Raw genomic sequence first — 20,855 nt, 5'->3', positions numbered from 1 at the left:
AAGTTGCGCTAAGAGTGAGTTGTCGAAAGCGGCAGGAACTGGTCCACTTGTTTGAAGGGTTTGCAAGCGCGCTAAAATTAACTGTGCTAACGAAACGCGTGGAGCAGTTGTTTTAAGTATACTTTCTCTTGCAGGTTTATCTCTTTTTGCATGAGCTTCACCATGTGCAGGTTTATCCGGTTGTGCTGGCACTTCCAAACGTGGCGAAGTTTTTCCCGGTGCCCGTGGAGTTTGCGGAAGATGAAGGTGCAGATGAGCATGTGCATGACGGTGATGACGATGATGCCTTCTTCCAAGTCTTGGCGTTCCAGCCTCTGCAGCACGTGGTTTTGCGGCCGTAGCAGCATCAGATACATAGAATGTTAAAGAAGTGCCTGTTGGAGTTCGAGCGGCAAAAATAACCAGCGAAACCAATGCGGCTTCTTCAGGTCTTGGTCCAGCGCTAAAAGGAGAGACGAAGGGAGAACTGGAGCTAACTTTTTCAGAAGCTCTTGCTGCAGGAAGTGGCGTGAGAGCTGCATTCCCCGCAAACACAGCAGTGCCAGCTGCTAAAGCTGAAAGGCCTTGTGGAGCCAATGTTATGGGACTAAAAATCACGCGTTTTTTTCCTAACCTTCTAGAGAAGACTAAAAAGAGCCTCTCTTTTTAGTTATCGGTTGTGTTTAAGCCGTGTTGCTTAGAGAGGTAAAAATAATTCATTTTTTTTAAAAAACCAGTAAAAACAAGTGTTTGAAACAAATATTTTTTGCATTCCTTTTGCTTTCGTGAAATGAAGGGAAACTCACTTCCACCTAGAAAGAGGTGCCATTATGCTAGAAGCTTTACAAGCGTTTTTTTCATTTGTGACCGGCCCGTTCTTACTTATTGTTCTCTTAGGAACGGGCATTTTTTTAACCCTTCGCCTCCGTTTCATCCAGATTCGAGGCCTCAAAGAAGGAATTAAAATTACACGCGGTGCTTATGATGATCCGCTTGATCCTGGTGATGTAAGCCACTTTAAAGCTTTGTGTGCCGCGCTTTCAGCCACAGTTGGAGTGGGGAATATCGCGGGAGTTGCAGCTGCCATAGGTCTTGGCGGTCCGGGAGCAATTTTTTGGATGTGGATGACGGCTTTTCTCGGCATGGCCATCAAGTGTACCGAGTGTACCTTGGCGCAAATGTTTCGCACCACAGACAAGGCCGGTAATATTGCCGGTGGGCCGATGTATTACATCGAGCGTGGGCTGGGAAAAAATTGGAAGTGGCTTGCGGTGGTGTTTGCTTTTTTCACCGTGTTTGCTTCGTTTGGCATTGGCAATATGGTGCAGTCCAATCAGGTTGCGCAAGTTTTGCAAAGTAGCTTTGGAGTTTCACCTTACTTAAGTGGTTTGGTGATTGCGGTCTTAACTGGGCTTGTCATTGTGGGCGGAGTAAAACGCATTGGCCAAGTGGCAAGTTTTTTGGTTCCCTTTATGGCGGTGCTCTATATTGGTGCAGCACTCTTCATTTTGTTTCTCAACGCAGACAAGGTTTTTGCTTGTCTTGCTCTTATTGTGAGCGAAGCGTTTGCTCCCACTTCCATAGCAGGTGGTGCCGTGGGAAGTGCGATAATGCTATCAATGCGGGCAGGTGTAACTCGTGGGCTTTTTTCAAATGAATCAGGTTTAGGTTCAGCTCCTATTATTCATGCCGCAGCAAAAACCACCGTTCCTTTTCGCGAAGGCTTGGTTGCACTGCTGGAACCATTTACAGACACCATTATTATTTGCACCATGACAGCCTTGGTTATTTTGTGCACTGGCACTTGGCAAGGTGGAATGAGTGACGCGCCTCTCACCGCAGCAGCTTTTGAAGCGGGTTTCTCCGGTGGTGCTTATGTGGTGACGTTTTCGATAGTGCTCTTTGCTTTTTCAACGGCGATTAGCTGGAGTTATTACGGCGATCGCGCGGCAGAATATTTGTTGGGCGAAAAAGTAGTGTTGCCGTTTCGTTTACTCTACTGCGTGTTTTTATTTGTGGGTGCGTTTGCAAGTGCAAAAGCCCATTGGATTACACAGGTGTGGAATTATGCAGACATCGCAAACTTGTTGATGGCATTTCCCAACTTGTTAGCGTTGTGGATGCTTTCGGGGTTAGTAGTGAAGGCGCGAAACGAATATTTTGGGAAGTGATGTTGGTGCTATAGTGCGATAGTGCTTGGTACTTTGTTTTTTTTGCTTTGTCATCCTGAACGTAGTGAAGGATCTCCTCTGACAATTTAAGTGTTCGATTATAACAAAACACAAAATTAACCGAGGAGATCCTTCGCTTCCACTCAGGATGACAGCAAAGCGTTGGAATTGCTGGATCCCCTGGTCAAGCCAGAGGATGACAGAGAATTGAAATCACTTCCCCGAAAGCATGAAAATGCCGATGGCGATGAGCATGCCTCCAAAAATTCTTTTCATCATCAGTTCTGGAATGGAGAGGGCTATCGATGATCCTATCCACGCAAAGAAGAAAAAACTTGCCGACAGAATAAGGGCCGGAACAATTTGCACATGACCTGCGCCCCAATATTTGTAGAAAGCCAGAGCGCCAATGGGTGGCAGCAACATGGCTACAGACGTGCCTTGGGCGGTATGTTGAGAAAATTTTGCCAGGTACACCAAGGCAGGAACAATAACCACACCGCCGCCAAGTCCAAATATTCCGCTAAAAAGACCTGCAGAAAGACCAATGAAAACATACAGAAGATAATCCATGAGCACTCCTTAAAGTGGCGTGTAAGCTTGATTCAGAGCCATATAGCAGCCTCAAAAAAAGACACAACTTTTATTCCGATGGGACGATACTGATGGGGAAAAAGATTTTACACATCATTATGCTGTAATAGACTTTTACAACAGTCTTACTTTAAAGAACATGACAATTTTATCTCCACAATATGCTCAATTTTTCCCAACTCACACAGTGAATGCTGTAGCCGCTCACCTTCAAACTGCAGCAAGTAATCGCCAAGGCATTTTTTCTCCCGTAAAATGGGATGGCTTTGGCAGAAAAAAATCTTTAGCGGCTGAAGCGCAAACGCTGGTAGATCGCTATCAGCGGGATCAGCATACTCTTGGGTTTGTCGTTGGACTTATTGACTTGTATCGAAGGGATTATTTTCAAACGATTAACGCAAGATTTGCTGAAGTGCCTGCGAGTGTAATGCAGAAGGTAAAAGCTGACTATGGTTCATATTCAAATGGCGCTTTACAGTTATACCAAGCCTTTACTTCAGCAAAATATTATCCGCGCGATGCTGCAATATACTCGGTCGTAAGGCCTGGAAATCTTCCACATTATACTTTTTTACTCAATGGAGGAGCAGATGTTCTCAACCTTAATCTTTTTATGATTGGGTCAATGAGTTATGACGAGGCAAAAAAAACGCCGCATTTTGTTTCCAGCGTTTTGATTGGGGCTTTGTTGGTCTTTGCGCATGAGCAAGGTTGGACACTTGAACTGGAAACTGAAGTAGATCCTCTTACGAGACATTATGCACAAAAGTTTTTACGTAGGGCGAGACCGTTTTATTTGGGAGCTAATCCGCAGCATATTCACGGAAACAATGCTCATCCATTCGAAGCCATGTATCACGATTTATTCCACCTTCGCATTCTTCTTCACCGTTACGCTACAATACTTAGTTTTGGTGAGGCTCATTTCCAAAAGCAAAGCCGAATACTTCAAGCTGTCTTAGCTGCGTTTGATGAACAAGGTATTGATGATTTTGTGTCTGTATTCGATGGAACTTCACTTCTCACAGGTCTTTCCGAAGGATATGATATTGAAGGTGATGGGCTGCTATCCGGAATCCCTGACGAAGAAAAAAATCGCTTTTTACCTTCTTTTTATCAAAACTATTACAGACTCTTTGGCGTTCCAGCACTATTAGCTGGGCGTTCTCGGGGGATGATGGTGACAGTTTAAAATTTCCACGCAACCTTTCCCCCGTAGCATCGATAATCTACACACTATGCTTCAAGCACTTTATGAAGGTGAATCTGATGTTGAGAGAAGACGATTTGCTGATCTTCTTCATGCCGAAGCAAAAAAACGTGGAAGTGATTTTGTGCCACAACTGTAAAACAATTACGAAAGCGGACAGCTGGCGCAGCGGAATAATCCACCCAACTTTTTAATTTCAGACCAATCGATGGGATGCACTTTGATGTCGTATTGACGCAGTTCTTCATGAAGACGATATTGCTTGGCGCCAACCAGCACGTGATCTGGATTTACCGTCAGCACATTTGCTGCCAAGTGAAAGGCTTCTTCTTTTGTTACAGCGATGTGATATTTAAAAAGCTTTTCTAAAAACTGGTGCTGATCTGCAATAAGCTCCGGACACCACACAATGAGATCTTCGTCTAAAATAGACAGCACGCAATCAAGGTGTAAAACACTTGGCGCCAAATGAATGGGAATAATTTTCCAGTCTTTTCCAATTTTTTTCTTCAGTTCTGGCAAAACCGCTTCAGTAGTGCGTTCGCCGATGCCAACAAAAATATAAGGTGCGTGAATGAGAACATCGCCGCCTTCGATGGTGCCGCTTTCAATATTTTCGTATGGAATTTTTTCGTGTTCCAGAAAAACGCGTAAGGCTTTTGTTTCTCCTTTGCGAACTTCTTTTGCTAAGGTGGAAACAAACATTTTTTCACCCACCACAAAACCAATATCGCGCGTAAACATTTGCTGAGGCAGTTCATCAGAGCCTTCCAAAAAAGTAAGATGAACACCCAAGTGCTGAAGAGTGATTGTCCATATTTCATGTTCTCGCACAAGGTTTTCGCGGTGGGGTGGGTCGTTGAGGTAGTAATAACGCTCAACCTCGTTTAAGGCTTCTCCAAGTGAGAAATGATTGGGTTTGCAGACGATGACGTCGTTAAGTTGAGCAAATTCGGTATAAACAGAAAGCTTTCGCATAAAAAGTAAGCGCATTGTGGTGGTATTCAGGATGAAGATCAAGGGTTTTTATTTTGTCATTCCCTCTGACGATTCTATGTCATCACGAGGAACGTAGTGACGTGGTGATCTCCCCTGACAATTTGAATTTATGAATTGCCTGAGGAGATTGCCACCTTTTGCTTCGCAAAACTCGCAATGACAGCAAATTGCCTGAGGAGAAAGAATGAGAATGCTTGATTCTTTCTTAGGCTTTATTATGAGTGTGAAAATGAACGACAAACTTACACTTATCAAACCTTGTCCGCGATGCGGAAAAAGAGTAAATCTCAAAGAAGATCCGTTTCGTCCTTTTTGTTCAAAAAAATGCAAAGAAATTGACTTGGGAAAATGGGCTCTCGAAACTTACCGTATTCCTGGTGAACGTGTGCATCAGGATGAAGAAAGTTTTTTTCAGGAAGAGGAGGAGTTGTGAAAAATATATTTTTCTTTTTACCGTTTTTGTTTTTCGGCATCACATCAGCATTTGCCGTTACACCTCTTGAAAATGCTCTCAAGCAAACAGTGATGTTTGAACGCACAAAAGATGTGGATTATATTTATTCCGCAAAAGTGAAATCAGAACACTGGCAAATTCGCTTAGGCGATTTTCCCGCTGAGCCGCTTTATTTTTTCATCATCAATGGAAAAGAAATCGCAGAGTTCAACGACTGGCCAACAATAAATTGGAAACGCAGCGATGTAAGGTGAGGGTGGTGAAAATGAAACAGCAAGCTTATCGTGCTAGAATTCTTTCACCTGTTTCTACAAGTGAAACAAAAGATTTTTTGGATGGGGTTTTACTTGTCGAGGATGGGAAAATTATCTCTTGCCAGCCTTATCAAGATACGCTGTATTCAGCTCTCCCCATAACAGATTTTAAAGGTTTACTTATTATTCCAGGCTTAGTTGATTTACATAGCCATATTCCTCAATTGGATTGTAGGGGAAAATATGGAGTGACTCTACTAGATTGGCTTGATCGTTATATCTTTCCAGCAGAGAAATCCTTTTCAGATTTGAATGTAGTGGATCAGATTGCAACCAGATTTTTTAAAAAACTCATTTTAAATGGAACAACAACTTCTCTTCTTTATTCCACTATTCATGAAGCAGCTACTCACAGGTGTTTTGAAATTGCTCAAGCCAGTGGGCTTCGAGCCATTATTGGGAAAGTGATGATGGATCAACATTCTCCAGAGGGATTGTTGGAAAAAACAAAGAATTCGCTTGCAGCTTCAGAAAGACTTTGTAGTTTTTGGCATGGAAAAGAAGACGGCCGGCTGCATTATGCTTTTACACCTAGGTTTGCGCCGACATGCTCCGAAACATTGTGGAGGGAAATTTCAAGTTTAGTAAAATCAAGTGGAGCATATCTTCAAACGCATATTGCTGAGACGCTTGGTGAAAATAAAAGAGTTCAAGAATTGTTCCCTCAATTTAAAGATTACTTTAGTCTTTTTGAAGAAACGGGTTGTGCATGTGAAAAAACTGTTTTTGCTCATGCAATTCATCTTTCTGATAATGAGTATAATCGTTTAGGAAAAAGCAAGTCAGCCATTGCGCATTGTCCTACTTCAAATCTCTTTCTAAAAAGTGGAACAATGCCAATTAAAAAAGTTGAGGATGCAGGTATTCATTTTGGTTTTGGAACAGACTTAGGTGCGGGTTTATCATTATCGCTTTTTCAAGAGATGAGACATGCGGATTATTCCCAAAGAGAAATAGATGTATTGCCAACGAAAGCATTTTATCTTGCTACTTTGGGTGGTGCACGCGCTTTAAACCTCGAAGATCATATTGGTTCTTTAGAACAAGGGAAAAAAGCCGATTTTTGTGTGGTAGATATTAGCCATGTAGAGCCCGCTTTTAAGCTAAATAAATTAGATACAAATGAAATTCTCTCACTTTTAATGTATCGAGGTAACGGACGTGCTATTCAGAAAACCTTTGTTAATGGTAACGAGCTGAAAGTAGATTTTATTTAAGAAAACTATTTCATCATTGAAAGAGGATGCTCATGCAGCGAAATTTACTAGGATTTTTTTCTTTCCAAAAAGAAAAAAGCTTTAAACAGAATTTCCTCATAACTCTTACTACCATAGGAATTTCTGTAATACTTTGCACCCTTGGGTTTGAACCCAACTCAGTTCCACCTGATGGTATTGCAACAATTTGGCCTGGAGCTATTACTCAAGTCATTGCCGGAATACTATTTGGAGCTTGGGGTGTGATAGCAACTGTTTCAGCTGGTGTGATAGTAGATATCATAAATGTAAATGATCTCTATATTGTTTTTGGTTTTATTATCCCAGCTTTTATACAATCCTTTATCCCAGCTTTTTATTACCGCTTACTTATCAAACGCTATGGTTGGAATGATAAAATATTTCGATTTACTCCATTTTTAATATACGGAGTCATTATTCCAAATGTTATAGGTGCTCTTATTGCAGCTTTTTTACTTTCTTCTCATACCAACACTTCATTTTATTTTGCTTTTGCAAGATGGACAATCGCAAATATTCCTATAGCGCTTGTATTGGGTTGGCCGCTCTTTAAAATTTTTGGAAAAGTGATGGCTGATGAAGGGTGTGTTGTAAGTGGGTGGTGGAAATGAAAAAATAATGCCAAAAAAATTATTTTATCAGATTTTATTCTTCTTTTTGGTGTTAGGTGTTTTTCCTGTTTTGTTGGTAGCGTTAATTTTAAGCTTGCCTTATCACTTTGATATTTCTTGGTACAAGAGAGTAGTGGGTTTGCTGCTTATTTTTTCTACTGTAAGTACACTTTGTCTTGCTGCTTTAGTTACTCGTCTTCTTAAAGGTCCATTGGATGATATTTTGGAGGCTCAATCAAAAATTAAAGAAGGTAATCTAAAATTTAGATGGCTGTAAGTGATGCAAGTAGTGAAGTGCATCAAATTTATAATGGCTTCAATCAAATGGCTGAGGGACTGGAAGATGCTGCTAAGCAAGAACGAATAATGTTTGAACAACAGTTGTTAGTAAAAATTGCCCAGCAAGTAGCCCACGACATCCGCTCGCCGCTTTCTTCGTTGAAAACTTTTTCAGAATATTTTGGACATTTGCATCTTCCAGATGAGAATTATTCAGATTACTACAATCTTTTGGGCTTGAGTATTAAACGGCTCAATGGAATCGTGGATGGTCTTTTGGAAAAAAATACAAAAAATGTTGAAGCGTCTTCATATTTTTCTCTTTATCAAGTTTTAGATGAGCTTGTTGGAGAATACGAAAATCAAGAGCAATTTAAAAAAATTACATTTGAGAAAAAATATTCTGAGCAAGCCATTTTTCTTTCTGGAAATGCGCGAAAACTTCAACGTTGTTTTGGAAACATAATAAAAAATGCAATTGAAGCCATGAATTACAATGGAGCTGTAATAATTCGAGTGACAGCAAATTGTGATATGGCCAGCGTTTCCATAGAAGACGATGGTCCAGGAATGTCCGATGAAAAACTTAATCGCATTTTACAAGGTGGTTTTTCAGAAGGAAAAGCGGATGGCCATGGTATAGGCATGACCGTTGTGAAAGAAGCTGTAACAACTCATGGTGGAAAACTTTCAGCTTCTTCGCAATTAGAAAAAGGAACAACATTTTTAATTGAGCTTCCATTGTCCAAAAATCTAGTTACAAGGAAACAAAGAATAAACTCCTCACCTCAAGAAGTGTTTACGTTGAGTTGCCAGAGTACTGCTGTTTTAATTGTCGATGATGATGAAAACATGCGTGAACAATGGCGCTTGATCTTAAAAAAACATGGAAAAGAAGCTGTTTTGTGCAGCTCTTATGAAGACTGTGAATTAATACTTCCATCTCATCTCAAAATGACGACAGCCATTGTAGATTATCATTTCGAAAACAGTGAAAAAAATGGACTCGATGTCATCGAGTTTTTAAAAGAAAACGGTTTTACACATCTCTCTCTTTGTACGGCTGAATACTGGAAACCTTCAATTCAAAATCTCGTAAAAAAATTTGAAGTTGGTTTATGCCCAAAACCACTTCCTCACATTGAAATTACAACTTCCTAAACCGTAGGATCAACGTATCTAGCTGTGGCAAGTTCGTGGATGATTTGTTCGTTGGCGGCGGGAAAGTTGTGTTGGAGAAGGTCTTGCGGGGAAACCCATTTTAGTTTTTGGTTTTCTTTTCCTGTTGCTTCGCCTTTTAAAATTGAGCAACGATGAAAACGTAAGTGGACTAGCTGGTCGCCGTAATCGTAATCCACCAACCAATCATGCGGGCGAACTGCAACTTCAATTCCTAACTCTTCAAAAATTTCGCGCTTCAAGCAGGTTCGCCAATCTTCTTTGCCTTCGCGTTTTCCGCCAGGAAATTCCCACAAACCAGCAAGGTGTTTTCCGCTTTGTCTTTTGGTAATAAGAATTTTTCCTTGTTTGTGAATAATACCAACAGCAACTTCAACTCGATCTGATGAAACTTCTTTTTTTAACTTCTTTTTAGGCAAAGTATTTTCTTTTTGAGTTGGAGCTTGCTGCGCAAACACACATTTTTTTTGCAAAGGACATTCAGAGCAGAGAGGGGTTTTTGCACCGCAGATTGAGGAACCAAAATCCATCAAGCTTTGGTGAAAGGCCCAGGCTTTTCCTTTAGGCACCAGCCAATGAGCTTCTTCGGCCAGAGTTTTTAAAAGATTTTCTCCTTCAATGCCAAAGTAGCGTGAAAAAATTCTGCTGGTATTGGTATCAAGCACAAGCTTGTCTTGCTCGTAAGCAAACACGGCAATAGCTCGCGAAGTATAAGGTCCAATGCCAGGAAGTGTTTCTAAGGTTTCAACATCTTGCGGAAAATGTCCGGCATGTTCTGCAACAATGGCCTGCGCAGTTTTTAGCATGTTGCGTCCGCGGCGGTAAAAGCCTAAGCCGCGCCAGTATTCCAGCATTTCATCCCAAGTTGAATTGGCTAAGTCATTGAGTGCTGGATAACGTTGCAAAAAGCGTTGATAATAATCCACAACACGATCAACTTGAGTTTGTTGAAGCATCACCTCGGAAACCCAAATGTGATAAGGGTTTCTGGTTTTTCTCCAAGGAAGATCTCGTCCATTTTTTTCAAACCAAGAGAGGATTGTATTTTGAAAAGCCTTGCTAGTTTCTTTCTTCGTCTGTAAGCTCGGCGTTGATTTTTTATCCATATTGCGGGTGTGTACCTTAATAAGTGAGAGTTGGGAGAAACAAACATGGCACGGAAAAAATATCAACTGGTGATTATTGGTGGCGGTGTTGGTGGTCTTGTTGCTGCAAGTGGAGCGGCTCAATTGGGTGCAAAGGTTGCTCTGGTTGAAAAAGCGCGCTTGGGTGGCGACTGCCTTCACTATGGTTGCGTTCCCACAAAATCACTTGTGCGTTCGGCGCATGTTGCTCATCTTTGCAAAAATGCAGCCCTGTTTGGCATGAAGATGAAAAATTTTGAAGTCGATTTTCACAAAGTGCAAGAACGCCGTTTGAAGGTTCAACATCACCTTGAAGAACATGATGATCCAAAACGCTTCGAAGAAATGGGTGTTGATCTTTATTTTGGTGAGGGCACTTTTCTTGATGCCAATCGCTTTGAAGTTGATGACACCATTTTGCAAGCGCAACATTTTCTTATTGCAACAGGAACTCGCCCCGCAGTTCCACCTATAGCTGGCATTGAGACCAGTGCTTATTTGACCAACGAAACCATTTTGGGCCTCATCGATTTGCCAAAGCGTTTAACTATTCTTGGTGGTGGACCTATTGGAATTGAATACGCGCAACTGATGCAACGGATGGGTTCGCAAGTTTCTGTTTTGGAAATGGGCGATCGCATTTTGCCAAGAGATGATGAAGGCTTAACGCGCCGGCTTTCGCATATGCTTTCTGCTGAAGGAGTTTGTATTCACACTGGTGTTGAAGTGAACAAAGTGGAGCGAAAACGATCTGGTGTTACTGTGACGGCAGCATCCGCAAAAGGTGAAGTAGTCCTTGAAAGCGATCAGCTTTTGGTTTCTGCTGGAAGGCTGCCAAACCTTGCGGGGCTTGGATTAGAGAAGATTGGAGTTGAAACAAGCAAACGCGGTATCAAGGTAAATGACATGCTGCAAACAAGTGTGCCACACATTTACGCTGTAGGCGATGTGACGGGAACGTATGCATTTACGCATATGGCAGAATATCAAGCAGGAATTGCTCTCAGTAATATTTTGTATCCCATCAGAAGGCATGCAGATTATTCAGCTGTGCCTTGGGTAACGTATACAGATCCTGAACTTGCCAGTGTTGGTATGGGGCAGGTAGAAGCGCGTGAAAAATTTGGAGCGTCTGCGATTGAAGTGTTACGTTTTCCCGTTGAAGAAATTGACCGCTCGCTCATTGATGGTTATCAAAAAGGACTTGCCAAAATTATTTGCACTAAACGCGGAAGAATAATAGGCGCAAGTATTCTAGCGCACAGAGCTGGAGATTTGCTTCCAGCATTTTGTTTGGCCATCCGCAAAAAAATGAAAGTGCAAGACTTGGCGCAAACGGTTTTGCCGTATCCAACAGCAGGTCAAATTGTGTGGCGCACAAGCCAGCAGTGGTATCGCAAAAAACTTTTTGATGGTTGGTTTGGAAAAGCCAGTAAATGGTGGTTGAAGTTTAAGCGATAGTTCCACCGCAACTTGAGCCGCAGCCTGCAGTACAAGCAAAGCAGTGTTTGGCTACCGCAATTTCAGTTGGATAGCCGTCGTTGAAATTGACCTCACTTAAGTGGATCTGTTTTCCTGCAAGGGGAAGATCGAGTGCTAAGTTGAAATCGCAGTCGTAGAGATATCCATCCCAGCGAACCGAAATGAGATCTCTGCACATGACATTTTCAAGTGTTTTCTCGTTATAGTTTTCCTTTAACAACTGCATGTAGCTTTCGTATTTTTCATGTCTTTTGAGCCACGTATCAAAACGCTTGATGGGCATATTGGTGAGACAAAAAAGTTGGTTGAAGACGATGCCAAAATCTTGCGAGAGCCGCTTTTTGTAGTCAGCCTCCAATTTTTCTTGAGCAGGAGGAAGGCTTGCGCCACCCGGATTGTACATAAGGTTGAGCACGAGGTTTGTGTTTTCTTTTCCATATCCAAGCGAGTTCAGCATCTGAAGGCCAAGGATACTTTTTGAAAAGGTTCCATTTCCGCGTTGTTGATCAACATTCTCAGGCGTGTAGCATGGCAGAGAGCAAACCAGCTCTACACCTTGATCTGCCAAGAATTGCGCTAAGGTTTCGTAACCTGGTTCGGTGAGGATGGTGAGGTTGCAGCGATCGAGGACGCGAATGTTTTTTGAACGAAGTGCTGAAACAAAATAACGAAAATGTTCATTCATTTCAGGTGCACCGCCAGTGATATCAACTGTTTTCACATCTGCTTCAAAAATTTTTTCAAGCAGCAAGTCCACTGTTTCTTTGTTCATACCTTCAGTTCGTTTTGGACTTGATTCAACATGGCAGTGAAGACACGCCTGATTGCATTTTGCCGTGATGTTCACTTGAACCGTGTTTATTTTTCGTCGCGTTATCCGCGGAAATGTATTAGGGGCTGTTTTCATATGTTGAGTATTATCATTCCAAATTATAACGATGCAGAGTCTCTACAGAAGAATTTGCCAGTCCTCAAGAGAAATTTTCCTCATGCCGAAATTTTGGTGGTAGATGGCGGGTCAAGTGATGGTTCGCAAAGCCTTGTGGAGCAAATGCCAGCGGTTAGCCTTATTCGTTCGTCGCGTTTGCAGCGAGCGTATCAAATGAATCTTGGCGCTTACGAAGCAACGGGAAGTGTGCTTTTGTTCTTGCACGCTGATACCGTTTTAAGTGTTGGTGCCTGTGCAGATGTTATTGCAGCTGCAAAAGATCCGCAGGTGAAGGCGGGTTTTTTTCGTTTCAAGCTTGATGAAAAAAAATGGAAATATCGTTCAATAGAGTGGATGGTGAAAAAACGCATTCGGCTGTTCAACCTTCCTTATGGGGATCAGGGCTTATTTATTCGAAAAGATTTTTTTGATAAACTTGATGGTTTTCCGGCTCTTGACCTTATGGAAGATGTTGCCATGATTGAAAAAATAAAACGCAATGAAAAACTTTTTTCATTTCCTGGAGCAGCACTTACTTCAGCAAGACGATGGAAGAAAAAAGGCGTTGTCCGCATTAGCTTATTTCATGGGGTTTTGCTGTTTGCTTATAAATGCGGAGTAAAACCAGAAACCTTATCAGGTTGGAGAAAGAAGTGGGGATGAAGAAATCAATGGTGAAAATTATATTTTTTTTAGTTCTCATGATAAGCGCTTTTTTTCTGGCAAGATATTATGGATTTAGTCCAGGTGACTGGTCGCCCGAACGTATTCAGACTTGGATAAAATCTTATGGGTCATTAGCGCCGCTTCTTTTTATTTTTCTGTATACCATTGGTCCAGTGATTCTTTTTCCGGGTTCGCTTTTAACCCTCGCTGGTGGATTGGCTTTTGGACCCTTGCTTGGCGGCCTGTATGTGTTGATTGGATCTAATCTTGCTGCCAACGCCTCTTTCTTCTTAGCCAGATTTTTTGGAAGGGAAGTGGTTGAAAAAATCACCAAAGGCAAAGCGGAAAAAATTCAAGCTTTTATTCAACGTGAAGGTTTTTATGCGGTGCTGCTCTTGCGGCTTATTCCGGTGGCACCATTTACTTTGCTCAATTATGCAGCAGGTTTGTCTCCGGTGAAATGGTTTAGTTATTTTATAGCAACACTTTTAGGAATGATTCCCGGCATTTTTGTTTATGTCTTCCTGGGCGGAAACTTAGACTGGAAGCGACCTTCCTTTTGGATGGCACTTGCGCTCTTAGCGCTCTTGTCCGTTGTTCCGTTGTGGTATCGAAAACGAAATAAAAAAATTAATTCACTTTCTTCATAATTTAGTAATTTTCTCATGTACTTTTTCCTTTGCTTTTTCTTGTCATCCTCGCGTACGCGGGGATCCAGGAATTCATTGTCATCACGAGGAGTAAATCGACGTGGCCTGCCGGGAAGGCCACGTCTTGCTTCGCAAAGCTCGCAATGGCAGCAAGCTGCTTGAATTGTGGTTCCCCGCGTACGCGAGGATGACAGTAAAAAACCAAACCAGAGGATGACAAATTTCTATTGCCCTATTGAACAAAAAAAGGTTTCACTTTTTTCCAAAAAAAGCGTGCAAAGAAGAGGCTTGCCAAGATGTTGTGGGCTCCAAAAAGAGGAATGCTTTGGAATGGAGTAGAGATTAAAAAAAGAGCTGATGGAAAAGTGAGATATGACTGAGGCAAAACATAGTAAGGAAGATGAGAAATGCATAAAAGAAGAAACGCTGCAAAACTCCAATAAAAAAGTGCTGGGTTTGAAATGCTGATTTCATCCGCCTTTCCCGACAAGAAGATATTTTTCCCAATGCGACTGAGCATGCGCAAGCAAATCCAAGTAAAAAACAGAAAGAAAAAGGAAAGAAAGAGAGCTGGCGATGTAAGAATGCTCCAAAGGAATGATTCGCTCCCATTTCCGGTGTCGGGGTTGAACTCAAAAAGCGAACGCGCGAACGAACTTAAGTGAATAAAAGCAGCTTCCACAAAAGGCCAAAGCAAAAACGAAATAATATAATTCCAAATGAGAAAAAAGTGATGTCGCGACATTATTTTTCCTTGTAGGTGTTTGAAAGTTTTTTCCCAAACGGAGAAATTTTAAATGCTTCCAAAAATGCTTTTCCTTCTTTCGTTTTTTGAAACTTGATCATGAGATGAGAAAATTTTTTGCTGCTGATATCATTTTTTTTATTTCGTACAAAAAGTGCTGGTGTGGGAATATTTTTGCTTTCAACAACAAGCACCGTATTTATTGGGGAGTGTTGTTTTTGAAATATTTTGTTTTCAGTTTCCGACAGCAAAACAAGCGGAGAATAGTGTGCGTGATCCATACGATGATCGCGCGCTTCCATAAGTTTTAAAAGGTTTAGCGGGTGAGCAATAAATTCGAAACGACCATGATTTTTTTCAAGTGCACTTCCTGCAAAAAGAAAGGAAAAATACTTTTGTGAAAGAGGTTCAGCCATATAAACAGGAAGTGAAGTAATAGAATTTTTGTTCACTTTTTCAGTATAGAGATAATAGTTGAATTCATTTTCTCCGTCTTGAGTGCTTTGTAAAAGAGGTGAAAGTTCATAGTTCAAAGATTTCAAATTTTGGTAAGTGCTATGGTTTAAGAGGAAGAAACTTGAACTTTCTTTTTCCTTTGCAGTTTCTAAAGTATCTAGCTCGGTTCTTTGGTTGAGCGCTATTGCTGTAAGCGAAACTTTTTTTCTCTCAAAAAAATGCTGAAGTGCCGAAATGTTTTTGTTTATCTCGGCTGCATCATAACTGTTGTTTGGCATCCAGATAAGAAACTTATCTGTAGCATAACTTTTTTCCGAAAAAGAAAGCAGGAGAACAAAAAGTAAACACCTTATTATAAACATGTGAGACTCTCTCGAAATTCTTGAAGGGTTATATCATTTGATTTTTTCAAAATCTGAAGCAGTTTTTCTAAGTCTTCCTTCGTATCAACGTCGGAGCATACATCTACATATGTTGTTTTAAAGTGAAGAGCTGCAAGTTTTTTTTCGATTTTTTCCAAAGCATCTTCTGTAGAAAGATGAAGTTCAGAAAAAATCTGTGCATCAAAACGGCTGAGGCCAATGAGCCAAAAACCACCATCTTCAGCAGGGCCCAACACGCAATCGTGCTTATTGAGAAGCTGATAGGCTTTTTTTATTTCATCTATCTTTAGATGTGGAGAATCAGAAGCAATCATAATTACTTTTTGGTGCGTGATAAAGGCCTCTTGAAAGGCGTTGCTCATGCGGTCCGCAAGTGTGCTGCCCACTTGCATTGTATGGTGATAGAAGTGAGAGGGGAAAATGGTGTTTAAGGTTTTTTTCTCTTCATCTGGCGAGGAAATAGTAATGGGAAAAGAACTTAATTCCAAAAGCCTCTTTGCAAGGGTGCGCAAAAAAAGCGTGTACACTTCACTTGCTTTTTGAAAGGTGAAGTCCGGCGTTAGACGAGTTTTCACTTTTCCGGGCACAGGTTCTTTTGCAAAACAGATGAGCATTGGTCCTCGTGTTTGAAAGTTCGTAAATCTGGTCAGTAAATTAGAACAGCATTTCAAGAATGCAAGCAGAAGTCTTGTGTGCGCTTTTCTGCACTTGGCACACAATCTGCTTAAGACCAAGTATGTTTTTAAAGACCTTCTCTTTTTTGCTGCTTTTTATTTTTCCATTTTATGAATGTGCAGTTGTTTATGCACAGTTTCAAGCACCACGTATTTCTTCTGAAGCATCCCTTGCGTTTGTGGCTTTTGAAGATGCTAATGCCGATGAAGAAACGGCTCACTTGGCCAATGAACTGTCATCAATTTTTTTTCACACTCAAGACTATCACGTTGTAGAACAAAAACTTGTTCGCGATGTGTTGGAGTATCATCCTTTTTCACTTCTTGAGGTCAAAGTAAATGATGCAGAAGAAAAAATGAAGCAGGCAAAAGAGTTTTACTATTTTAGTCAGTTTCAAGATGCAGAAATTCTTCTTCGTTCAATTTTTTCGGATCAAACAAGCGACAGCAAAATGAGTAATGGAGCGCTTTTGATGGAAGCTCATTTGCTTTTGGCGCTAGTTTTTAAAGCTCAACATAAAGAAGATGAACTAAGCATGAGTTTTCAAGAAGCTTTGAAAATCAATCCATTTTTTCAGCTTGATGAAACATTATATTCGCCCAGTTTTCGAACAGCTTTTGAAAAAGAACGAAAGAAAATATTTTCTGGTCCCTTGGGAAGCGCCACTATTGTAAGTGATCCAGAGCTTGCTTTGGTTTCTATCAATGGCGTTGTGCAGGGGGCAACTCCACTTTCTCTTTCAGCAATTCCAAGTGGAAAATATGTCATCAGCCTTAAAGCCGAACATTATAAAGAGGAAGCTCGTCTTGTTGAAATTCTTCCAGAGCAGCATTATCGCATTTCTACGCATTTGCAGTGGAATTTTAAAAAAAGAAAAGCAGCTTCTCCCACAAAAGAAAAGAACGAGGCTGAATCTCTTGAACAGTTTCGTTTTGCCCAGCATGCCAGCAACACGTTAAAGCTCAACAAGCTTGTTTTGCTCGACATTGATGTCTCTTCAGATGGAAAAAAAACAGCTTTGGCCATGGTCTATGATGGGAAATCAAAGGTAAGTTTTAAGCCCATTGTCGATTCCCATTTCCTTTCAGATGCAAAAGCAAAAACACAACTTTCTTCAAATATTATAAATCTTCTTCAGCTTGATCCTCTGAAAAACCCAGAAAAATCTCTCTTGGCTTTGGGTGATGCTTCGGTTGGTATTTTGCAACAAACAAAAGATCGGAAAAAACAAAAAAGAAAAAAAGCACTTTGGTATAGCATAGCAGGTGCCGCTGCAGTTGGCGTTATCAGTGCTTTTGCAAGTGGTGCAACTACACGTTCTGGAAGTGCGAATGCAAATCTCACAAACCTTGAAGTGCAATTGAAAGGAAATGGAAAATGAAAAGAATTTTTCTTTTTTTTCTTCTTTGTTTGTTCAGTAGTTGTGGAACTCTTGAAGAAACTTCGAGTGCGTCTTTGAACCTTCAGGTGAATAAAATATTTTCTGCTCCTCATTCTTATGGAACAGCTTCTCATTATAAACTCATTTTAAGTGCAGACGATCTTGAAGAAACGCATTTTAATTTTACAGGAGAAAGTGAGACGCTGCTACTTCAAAATGTTGCATTTGGAAAAAATAGAAAACTTTTTTTACAAGCCTTCAATAAAAAAGAACAAGTGATTTATGAAGCCGTAAAAGAAAATATAAATATCGAAGCAGAAAAAAGAAATGTCATTGAACTTTTGCTAGAGTCGGTTCCTGTTTTTACCAATCCTTCTTCATCTCGAGCTGTTTACAATACTCATCTTCAGTTTCAGGTTTTTTCTAAACCTGGAGAAGAAGTTGTTATCGAGAAAATTGATGAAGATGGAGAACAGCTTCTTCTTGATGTCTCGCAGTCAAGTCTTTTGCTTCAATTTTCAGCAAATACTGGATTAGCAACGTTTTCCCCGGAATTGCTTCCCGCAGGAAAATATCATTTTCAAGTAAGAAATGTGAATAATGGAAAAAAATCAAGCTTAGTTCTTACCATTTTAAATGGAACTCGAACACAAGGCGCAGCTTTTATTACTACAGGTTTTTCTACGAAGCACACTCAACGAATGGGAAAGGTGACATGGTAAGATGAAAATAAGCTCTTTTATTCTTTTTTGCCTTTTTTCCTTTTCGTGTGCGCATCGCGAAGTTGCGAAAACTCATCAGCATCAAGAAGAACAAGTTCATTTCGATGCAAGCAGTTTTCATCCGCGCCTTCATTTTAAAAGTGGAAGTGATGAACTTCAAAACGATGCAAAGCTTCTTCTCATCGAAAATGCTCAGTGGATGAAAGCCCATCCTCTACAAGTTTTTGTTTTGGAAGGCCATGCCGATGAGAGAGGCGAAACTTTTTATAATCTTTTACTTGGAGACAGGAGAGCTAGAAAAATAAAGTCTTTGCTGATGAAGGAAGGTGTTCATGAACAACAAACCATAATGATTGTTTCGCAAGGTGAGGCAAAGCCTCTGAACAAAAATCATGGCTACAAGGCCTGGAAAGAAAACAGGCGAGTAGAATTTATTCTTCGATAGGAGAAAATATGAAAAAAAGTTTTTTTATAGGAATGATTTTTGTGATGCAATTAAGTTTTCCTTCTTTTTTGCACGCGCAGGTTCCGCATGTGATGCACTATCAATCTTTAGTATATGATCAAGACGGAAATTTTATTGAAGATGGAAGTAAAAATCTTGTCTTTAATATTGTAAATGCAGACGGTGAACTTTTGTACAGCGAAGAACAAGAAGTGCATATAAAAGATGGACTTCTCTCCACGCTGATTGGAAGTGGAAAAAATCTTCAGACGCAAGAAATCAATCTTTTAGGTCTTCCGTTAGATCTTTTTCAATCAGAAGAAGATCGCTTTTTAGAAGTAAACCTTGAAGGTGCACCACCGACTTCTCAACTTCATATCAGTTCGGTGCCTTTTGCTTATGTTTCTGAATATACAACAAGCGTGGCGCCCGCTGTGTTAGGTGTAGAGCACTTTAGCGCTGGTGGCTTGTTAGCGCTTCAATCTGCTCTTACTACTGGCATTACGCAAAATCTCGATGCTGTAGAAAATCAAGTAGAGAGCACAAGCCAAACGGTGAATACGCATACCACTCAAATTGCGGATATCAATACTCGTTTAGGTGATCTTAACCAAACGGTAAATCTCAACGGAAACATTGATGATGACATTCAACTTTTTTCTGGCGTCTTGAGTAATAATGGTGTGGCAAGTGTGCTTGGAAATTTTACAGCGTCTACTCAGTGTCACTATTTGCTTTCGCTTTCAAATTCAGGACCTGAGTTTGCGGATGGAGGTCTTAAGTTTACAACCAGTGGATCATGGGAAGGAAATAACTTACGTGTGCGTTGCGATTTGCGAAACCCATCCTATCTTTATCAATGTCAGGTTTCATACCTGATCATCTGCAAAAAATAACAATTCGCAGGAAAATCAGGACACAAAAAAAGCTCCCTGTGAAAGGAGCTTTTTTGCGGGGACGACGGGGCTCGAACCCGCAACCTTTGCCGTGACAGGGCAACGATCTAACCAATTGATCTACGTCCCCCCGAGAAAAACAGTTATTAGTTTTTGGTTTTTAGTTAACTACAAACTATGAACTATAAACTAATAACTGCCTTTATTGTGGGCGTTGCAGGGATCGAACCTGCGACATCTACCTTGTAAGGGTAGCGCTCTCCCAGCTGAGCTAAACGCCCTTCGTCCTAAAAACCGCTTCCGCGTTTCAAGAGCGATACGATCTAGGTCATCAGTAGGGAGGAATCAAGTATTTTCTACAAGTCCTTGCATTTTCGGCATTTCACCCCTAAAAAGCCAAAAATTTTGGGGGATGCATGGAAAGTTTATCACTCTTTAAAGCACTTTTTCTTGGGTTTTTGCAGGGAGCTACGGAATTTTTGCCGGTTTCCAGTTCGGGTCATTTAGTTTTAGCGCAACATTTTTTAGGCCTCACCTTGGAAGGCCAGTCTTTACTGGCTTTTGATGTCTGTCTTCATTTTGGAACCTTGCTTGCGGTGCTTGCCTATTTTTGGCGAGATCTTTCGGCTCTTTTTCTTTCTGCTTTTGCTTCTTCACAAAAAGCTGAACTTTCACCACGCGAATCTCGAACTTTTATTGGCATGGTTGTTTTGGGAACCATACCGGCGGTTATCATTGGACTTGGTTTTAAAGATTTTTTTGAACAACTCACGCATGAACCCAAGGTTGCAGCTGTGATGCTGTTGATTACAGGAACTTTGCTCTTAGCTACTCACTTTGCAAAACAAGAACGCATCGGAATGAAAAATCTCAAAGCTTGGCAAGCCTTTGTGGTGGGCGTTTTCCAGGCGATTGCGATTCTTCCTGGCATTTCTAGGTCGGGCACTACAATTGCCGCAGCTTTGTACTTAAAGTTCAATCGAGATTTCGCTGCTAAGTTTTCATTTTTTCTGGCTATTCCTGCCATTGCTGGTGCCACCATTTTAAGCATTGATGACCTCAAGCATTTTAGTGGTGATATGCTTTTTGCCACAGCGTTGGGAACACTCGTTTCATTCCTCGTTGGTTATGCCTGCATCAAGTGGCTCATGCGTATTATCCGAAAAGGCAAAATTGCATGGTTTGGGGTGTATTGCTGGGCGGTGGGTATTGTTGCGCTGTTGTGTTTGTGAAGATGGGTCAATAGTTCAATAGGGCAATGGAGCAATGACATC

General features: G+C 40.9%; 23 protein-coding genes, 2 tRNA genes and 1 pseudogene (1 of these 26 only partly in view). 16 read left to right on the top strand and 10 right to left on the bottom strand.

What is annotated here, in order from left to right:
* Positions 1–597: pseudogene (locus COV43_01160) on the bottom strand (hypothetical protein) (it extends 78 nt beyond the left edge of the window).
* A gap of 212 nt (positions 598–809) precedes the next feature.
* Here COV43_01160 and COV43_01155 point away from each other — a divergent pair.
* Positions 810–2,150 (top strand): sodium:alanine symporter family protein, encoded by a 1,341-nt coding sequence (locus COV43_01155; GenBank protein ID PIR26727.1) that lies wholly within the window; start codon positions 810–812, stop codon positions 2,148–2,150.
* Between the two features lie 213 nt (positions 2,151–2,363).
* Here COV43_01155 and COV43_01150 read toward each other — a convergent pair whose 3' ends face one another.
* Positions 2,364–2,723: a permease gene (locus tag COV43_01150; protein ID PIR26726.1), complete on the bottom strand. Its 360-nt coding sequence runs from the start codon at positions 2,721–2,723 to the stop codon at positions 2,364–2,366.
* Positions 2,724–2,883: 160 nt separating this feature from the next.
* Here COV43_01150 and COV43_01145 point away from each other — a divergent pair, with 160 nt between their 5' ends.
* A complete protein-coding gene (locus tag COV43_01145) occupies positions 2,884–3,936 on the top strand; it encodes a hypothetical protein (GenBank protein ID PIR26725.1) in 1,053 nt (350 codons plus the stop codon).
* 162 nt (positions 3,937–4,098) lie between these two features.
* Here COV43_01145 and COV43_01140 read toward each other — a convergent pair whose 3' ends face one another.
* Positions 4,099–4,947: a hypothetical protein gene (locus tag COV43_01140; GenBank protein ID PIR26724.1), complete on the bottom strand. Its 849-nt coding sequence runs from the start codon at positions 4,945–4,947 to the stop codon at positions 4,099–4,101.
* 235 nt (positions 4,948–5,182) lie between these two features.
* Between COV43_01140 and COV43_01135 the strand changes: the two genes are divergently transcribed.
* Genes COV43_01135 through COV43_01110 form a run of 6 tightly spaced genes read left to right on the top strand, consistent with a single transcriptional unit; the run spans position 5,183 to position 9,010 of the window.
* Positions 5,183–5,386 carry a DNA gyrase inhibitor YacG gene (locus COV43_01135; protein PIR26756.1) on the top strand — a complete coding sequence of 68 codons (204 nt, stop codon included), beginning with the start codon at positions 5,183–5,185 and terminating at the stop codon, positions 5,384–5,386.
* Positions 5,383–5,661: a hypothetical protein gene (locus COV43_01130; protein ID PIR26723.1), complete on the top strand. Its 279-nt coding sequence runs from the start codon at positions 5,383–5,385 to the stop codon at positions 5,659–5,661. Before COV43_01135 ends, COV43_01130 begins: the two co-directional genes overlap by 4 nt.
* 2 nt (positions 5,662–5,663) lie before the next feature.
* The gene (guaD, locus tag COV43_01125) at positions 5,664–6,938 is read left to right on the top strand and encodes a guanine deaminase (GenBank protein PIR26722.1); all 1,275 of its coding nucleotides are present in this window, start codon (positions 5,664–5,666) and stop codon (positions 6,936–6,938) included.
* Positions 6,939–6,970: 32 nt separating this feature from the next.
* Positions 6,971–7,570, top strand: a complete 600-nt coding sequence (locus COV43_01120) for a hypothetical protein (protein PIR26721.1) — start codon at positions 6,971–6,973, stop codon at positions 7,568–7,570.
* Entirely contained in the window at positions 7,554–7,847 is a 294-nt protein-coding gene (locus COV43_01115; GenBank protein ID PIR26720.1) for a hypothetical protein, read from the top strand. The genes COV43_01120 and COV43_01115 overlap by 17 nt, the downstream gene beginning before the upstream one ends.
* The gene (locus COV43_01110) at positions 7,838–9,010 is read left to right on the top strand and encodes a hypothetical protein (GenBank protein ID PIR26719.1); all 1,173 of its coding nucleotides are present in this window, start codon (positions 7,838–7,840) and stop codon (positions 9,008–9,010) included. Before COV43_01115 ends, COV43_01110 begins: the two co-directional genes overlap by 10 nt.
* Here COV43_01110 and COV43_01105 read toward each other — a convergent pair.
* Positions 9,007–10,134, bottom strand: a complete 1,128-nt coding sequence (locus tag COV43_01105; protein PIR26718.1) for an A/G-specific adenine glycosylase — start codon at positions 10,132–10,134, stop codon at positions 9,007–9,009. The two genes, COV43_01110 and COV43_01105, sit on opposite strands and share 4 nt — an antisense overlap.
* 45 nt (positions 10,135–10,179) lie before the next feature.
* Between COV43_01105 and COV43_01100 the strand changes: the two genes are divergently transcribed.
* Positions 10,180–11,613: a pyridine nucleotide-disulfide oxidoreductase gene (locus COV43_01100; GenBank protein ID PIR26717.1), complete on the top strand. Its 1,434-nt coding sequence runs from the start codon at positions 10,180–10,182 to the stop codon at positions 11,611–11,613.
* On the opposite strand, the gene COV43_01095 is transcribed toward COV43_01100, so the two are convergent.
* Positions 11,603–12,541 carry a radical SAM protein gene (locus tag COV43_01095; protein ID PIR26716.1) on the bottom strand — a complete coding sequence of 313 codons (939 nt, stop codon included), beginning with the start codon at positions 12,539–12,541 and terminating at the stop codon, positions 11,603–11,605. The two genes, COV43_01100 and COV43_01095, sit on opposite strands and share 11 nt — an antisense overlap.
* Between COV43_01095 and COV43_01090 the strand changes: the two genes are divergently transcribed.
* Complete coding sequence (locus tag COV43_01090) at positions 12,437–13,225, top strand: glycosyltransferase (GenBank protein ID PIR26715.1); 789 nt, start codon at positions 12,437–12,439, stop codon at positions 13,223–13,225. The genes COV43_01095 and COV43_01090 overlap by 105 nt on opposite strands.
* Positions 13,174–13,878: a hypothetical protein gene (locus COV43_01085; GenBank protein ID PIR26714.1), complete on the top strand. Its 705-nt coding sequence runs from the start codon at positions 13,174–13,176 to the stop codon at positions 13,876–13,878. Before COV43_01090 ends, COV43_01085 begins: the two co-directional genes overlap by 52 nt.
* A 232-nt stretch (positions 13,879–14,110) precedes the next feature.
* Here the strand turns inward: COV43_01085 and COV43_01080 are convergent, their stop codons facing one another.
* The 3 genes from COV43_01080 to COV43_01070 are packed head-to-tail and all read right to left on the bottom strand — an operon-like array spanning position 14,111 to position 16,076.
* On the bottom strand, positions 14,111–14,623 hold the full coding sequence (locus COV43_01080) for a hypothetical protein (GenBank protein ID PIR26713.1): 513 nt from the start codon (positions 14,621–14,623) through the stop codon (positions 14,111–14,113).
* A complete protein-coding gene (locus COV43_01075) occupies positions 14,623–15,441 on the bottom strand; it encodes a hypothetical protein (GenBank protein ID PIR26712.1) in 819 nt (272 codons plus the stop codon). The genes COV43_01080 and COV43_01075 overlap by 1 nt, the downstream gene beginning before the upstream one ends.
* Positions 15,432–16,076 (bottom strand): hypothetical protein, encoded by a 645-nt coding sequence (locus COV43_01070; protein PIR26711.1) that lies wholly within the window; start codon positions 16,074–16,076, stop codon positions 15,432–15,434. The genes COV43_01075 and COV43_01070 overlap by 10 nt, the downstream gene beginning before the upstream one ends.
* Positions 16,077–16,135: 59 nt before the next feature.
* On the opposite strand from COV43_01070, the gene COV43_01065 reads away from it, so the two are divergent.
* The 4 genes from COV43_01065 to COV43_01050 are packed head-to-tail and all read left to right on the top strand — an operon-like array spanning position 16,136 to position 19,581.
* The gene (locus COV43_01065; GenBank protein ID PIR26710.1) at positions 16,136–17,518 is read left to right on the top strand and encodes a hypothetical protein; all 1,383 of its coding nucleotides are present in this window, start codon (positions 16,136–16,138) and stop codon (positions 17,516–17,518) included.
* The gene (locus COV43_01060; GenBank protein PIR26709.1) at positions 17,515–18,240 is read left to right on the top strand and encodes a hypothetical protein; all 726 of its coding nucleotides are present in this window, start codon (positions 17,515–17,517) and stop codon (positions 18,238–18,240) included. The genes COV43_01065 and COV43_01060 overlap by 4 nt, the downstream gene beginning before the upstream one ends.
* Before the next feature lies 1 nt (position 18,241).
* Positions 18,242–18,685, top strand: a complete 444-nt coding sequence (locus tag COV43_01055) for a hypothetical protein (protein ID PIR26708.1) — start codon at positions 18,242–18,244, stop codon at positions 18,683–18,685.
* Positions 18,686–18,693: 8 nt separating this feature from the next.
* On the top strand, positions 18,694–19,581 hold the full coding sequence (locus COV43_01050) for a hypothetical protein (GenBank protein ID PIR26707.1): 888 nt from the start codon (positions 18,694–18,696) through the stop codon (positions 19,579–19,581).
* Positions 19,582–19,634: 53 nt separating this feature from the next.
* On the opposite strand, the gene COV43_01045 is transcribed toward COV43_01050, so the two are convergent.
* Together COV43_01045 and COV43_01040 are read right to left on the bottom strand one after the other, a co-directional pair.
* Positions 19,635–19,711: transfer RNA gene (locus COV43_01045), tRNA-Asp, on the bottom strand.
* A 75-nt stretch (positions 19,712–19,786) separates the two neighbouring features.
* A tRNA-Val gene (locus COV43_01040) sits at positions 19,787–19,862 on the bottom strand.
* Between the two features lie 135 nt (positions 19,863–19,997).
* On the opposite strand from COV43_01040, the gene COV43_01035 reads away from it, so the two are divergent.
* Positions 19,998–20,813 (top strand): hypothetical protein, encoded by an 816-nt coding sequence (locus COV43_01035; protein PIR26706.1) that lies wholly within the window; start codon positions 19,998–20,000, stop codon positions 20,811–20,813.
* Positions 20,814–20,855 lie beyond the last annotated feature (42 nt).

It is taken from the genome of Deltaproteobacteria bacterium CG11_big_fil_rev_8_21_14_0_20_42_23, from assembly GCA_002796345.1.
In the GTDB taxonomy this organism is placed as follows: domain Bacteria; phylum UBA10199; class UBA10199; order 2-02-FULL-44-16; family 2-02-FULL-44-16; genus 1-14-0-20-42-23.
This window is presented reverse-complemented; position numbering and strand designations above follow the sequence as displayed.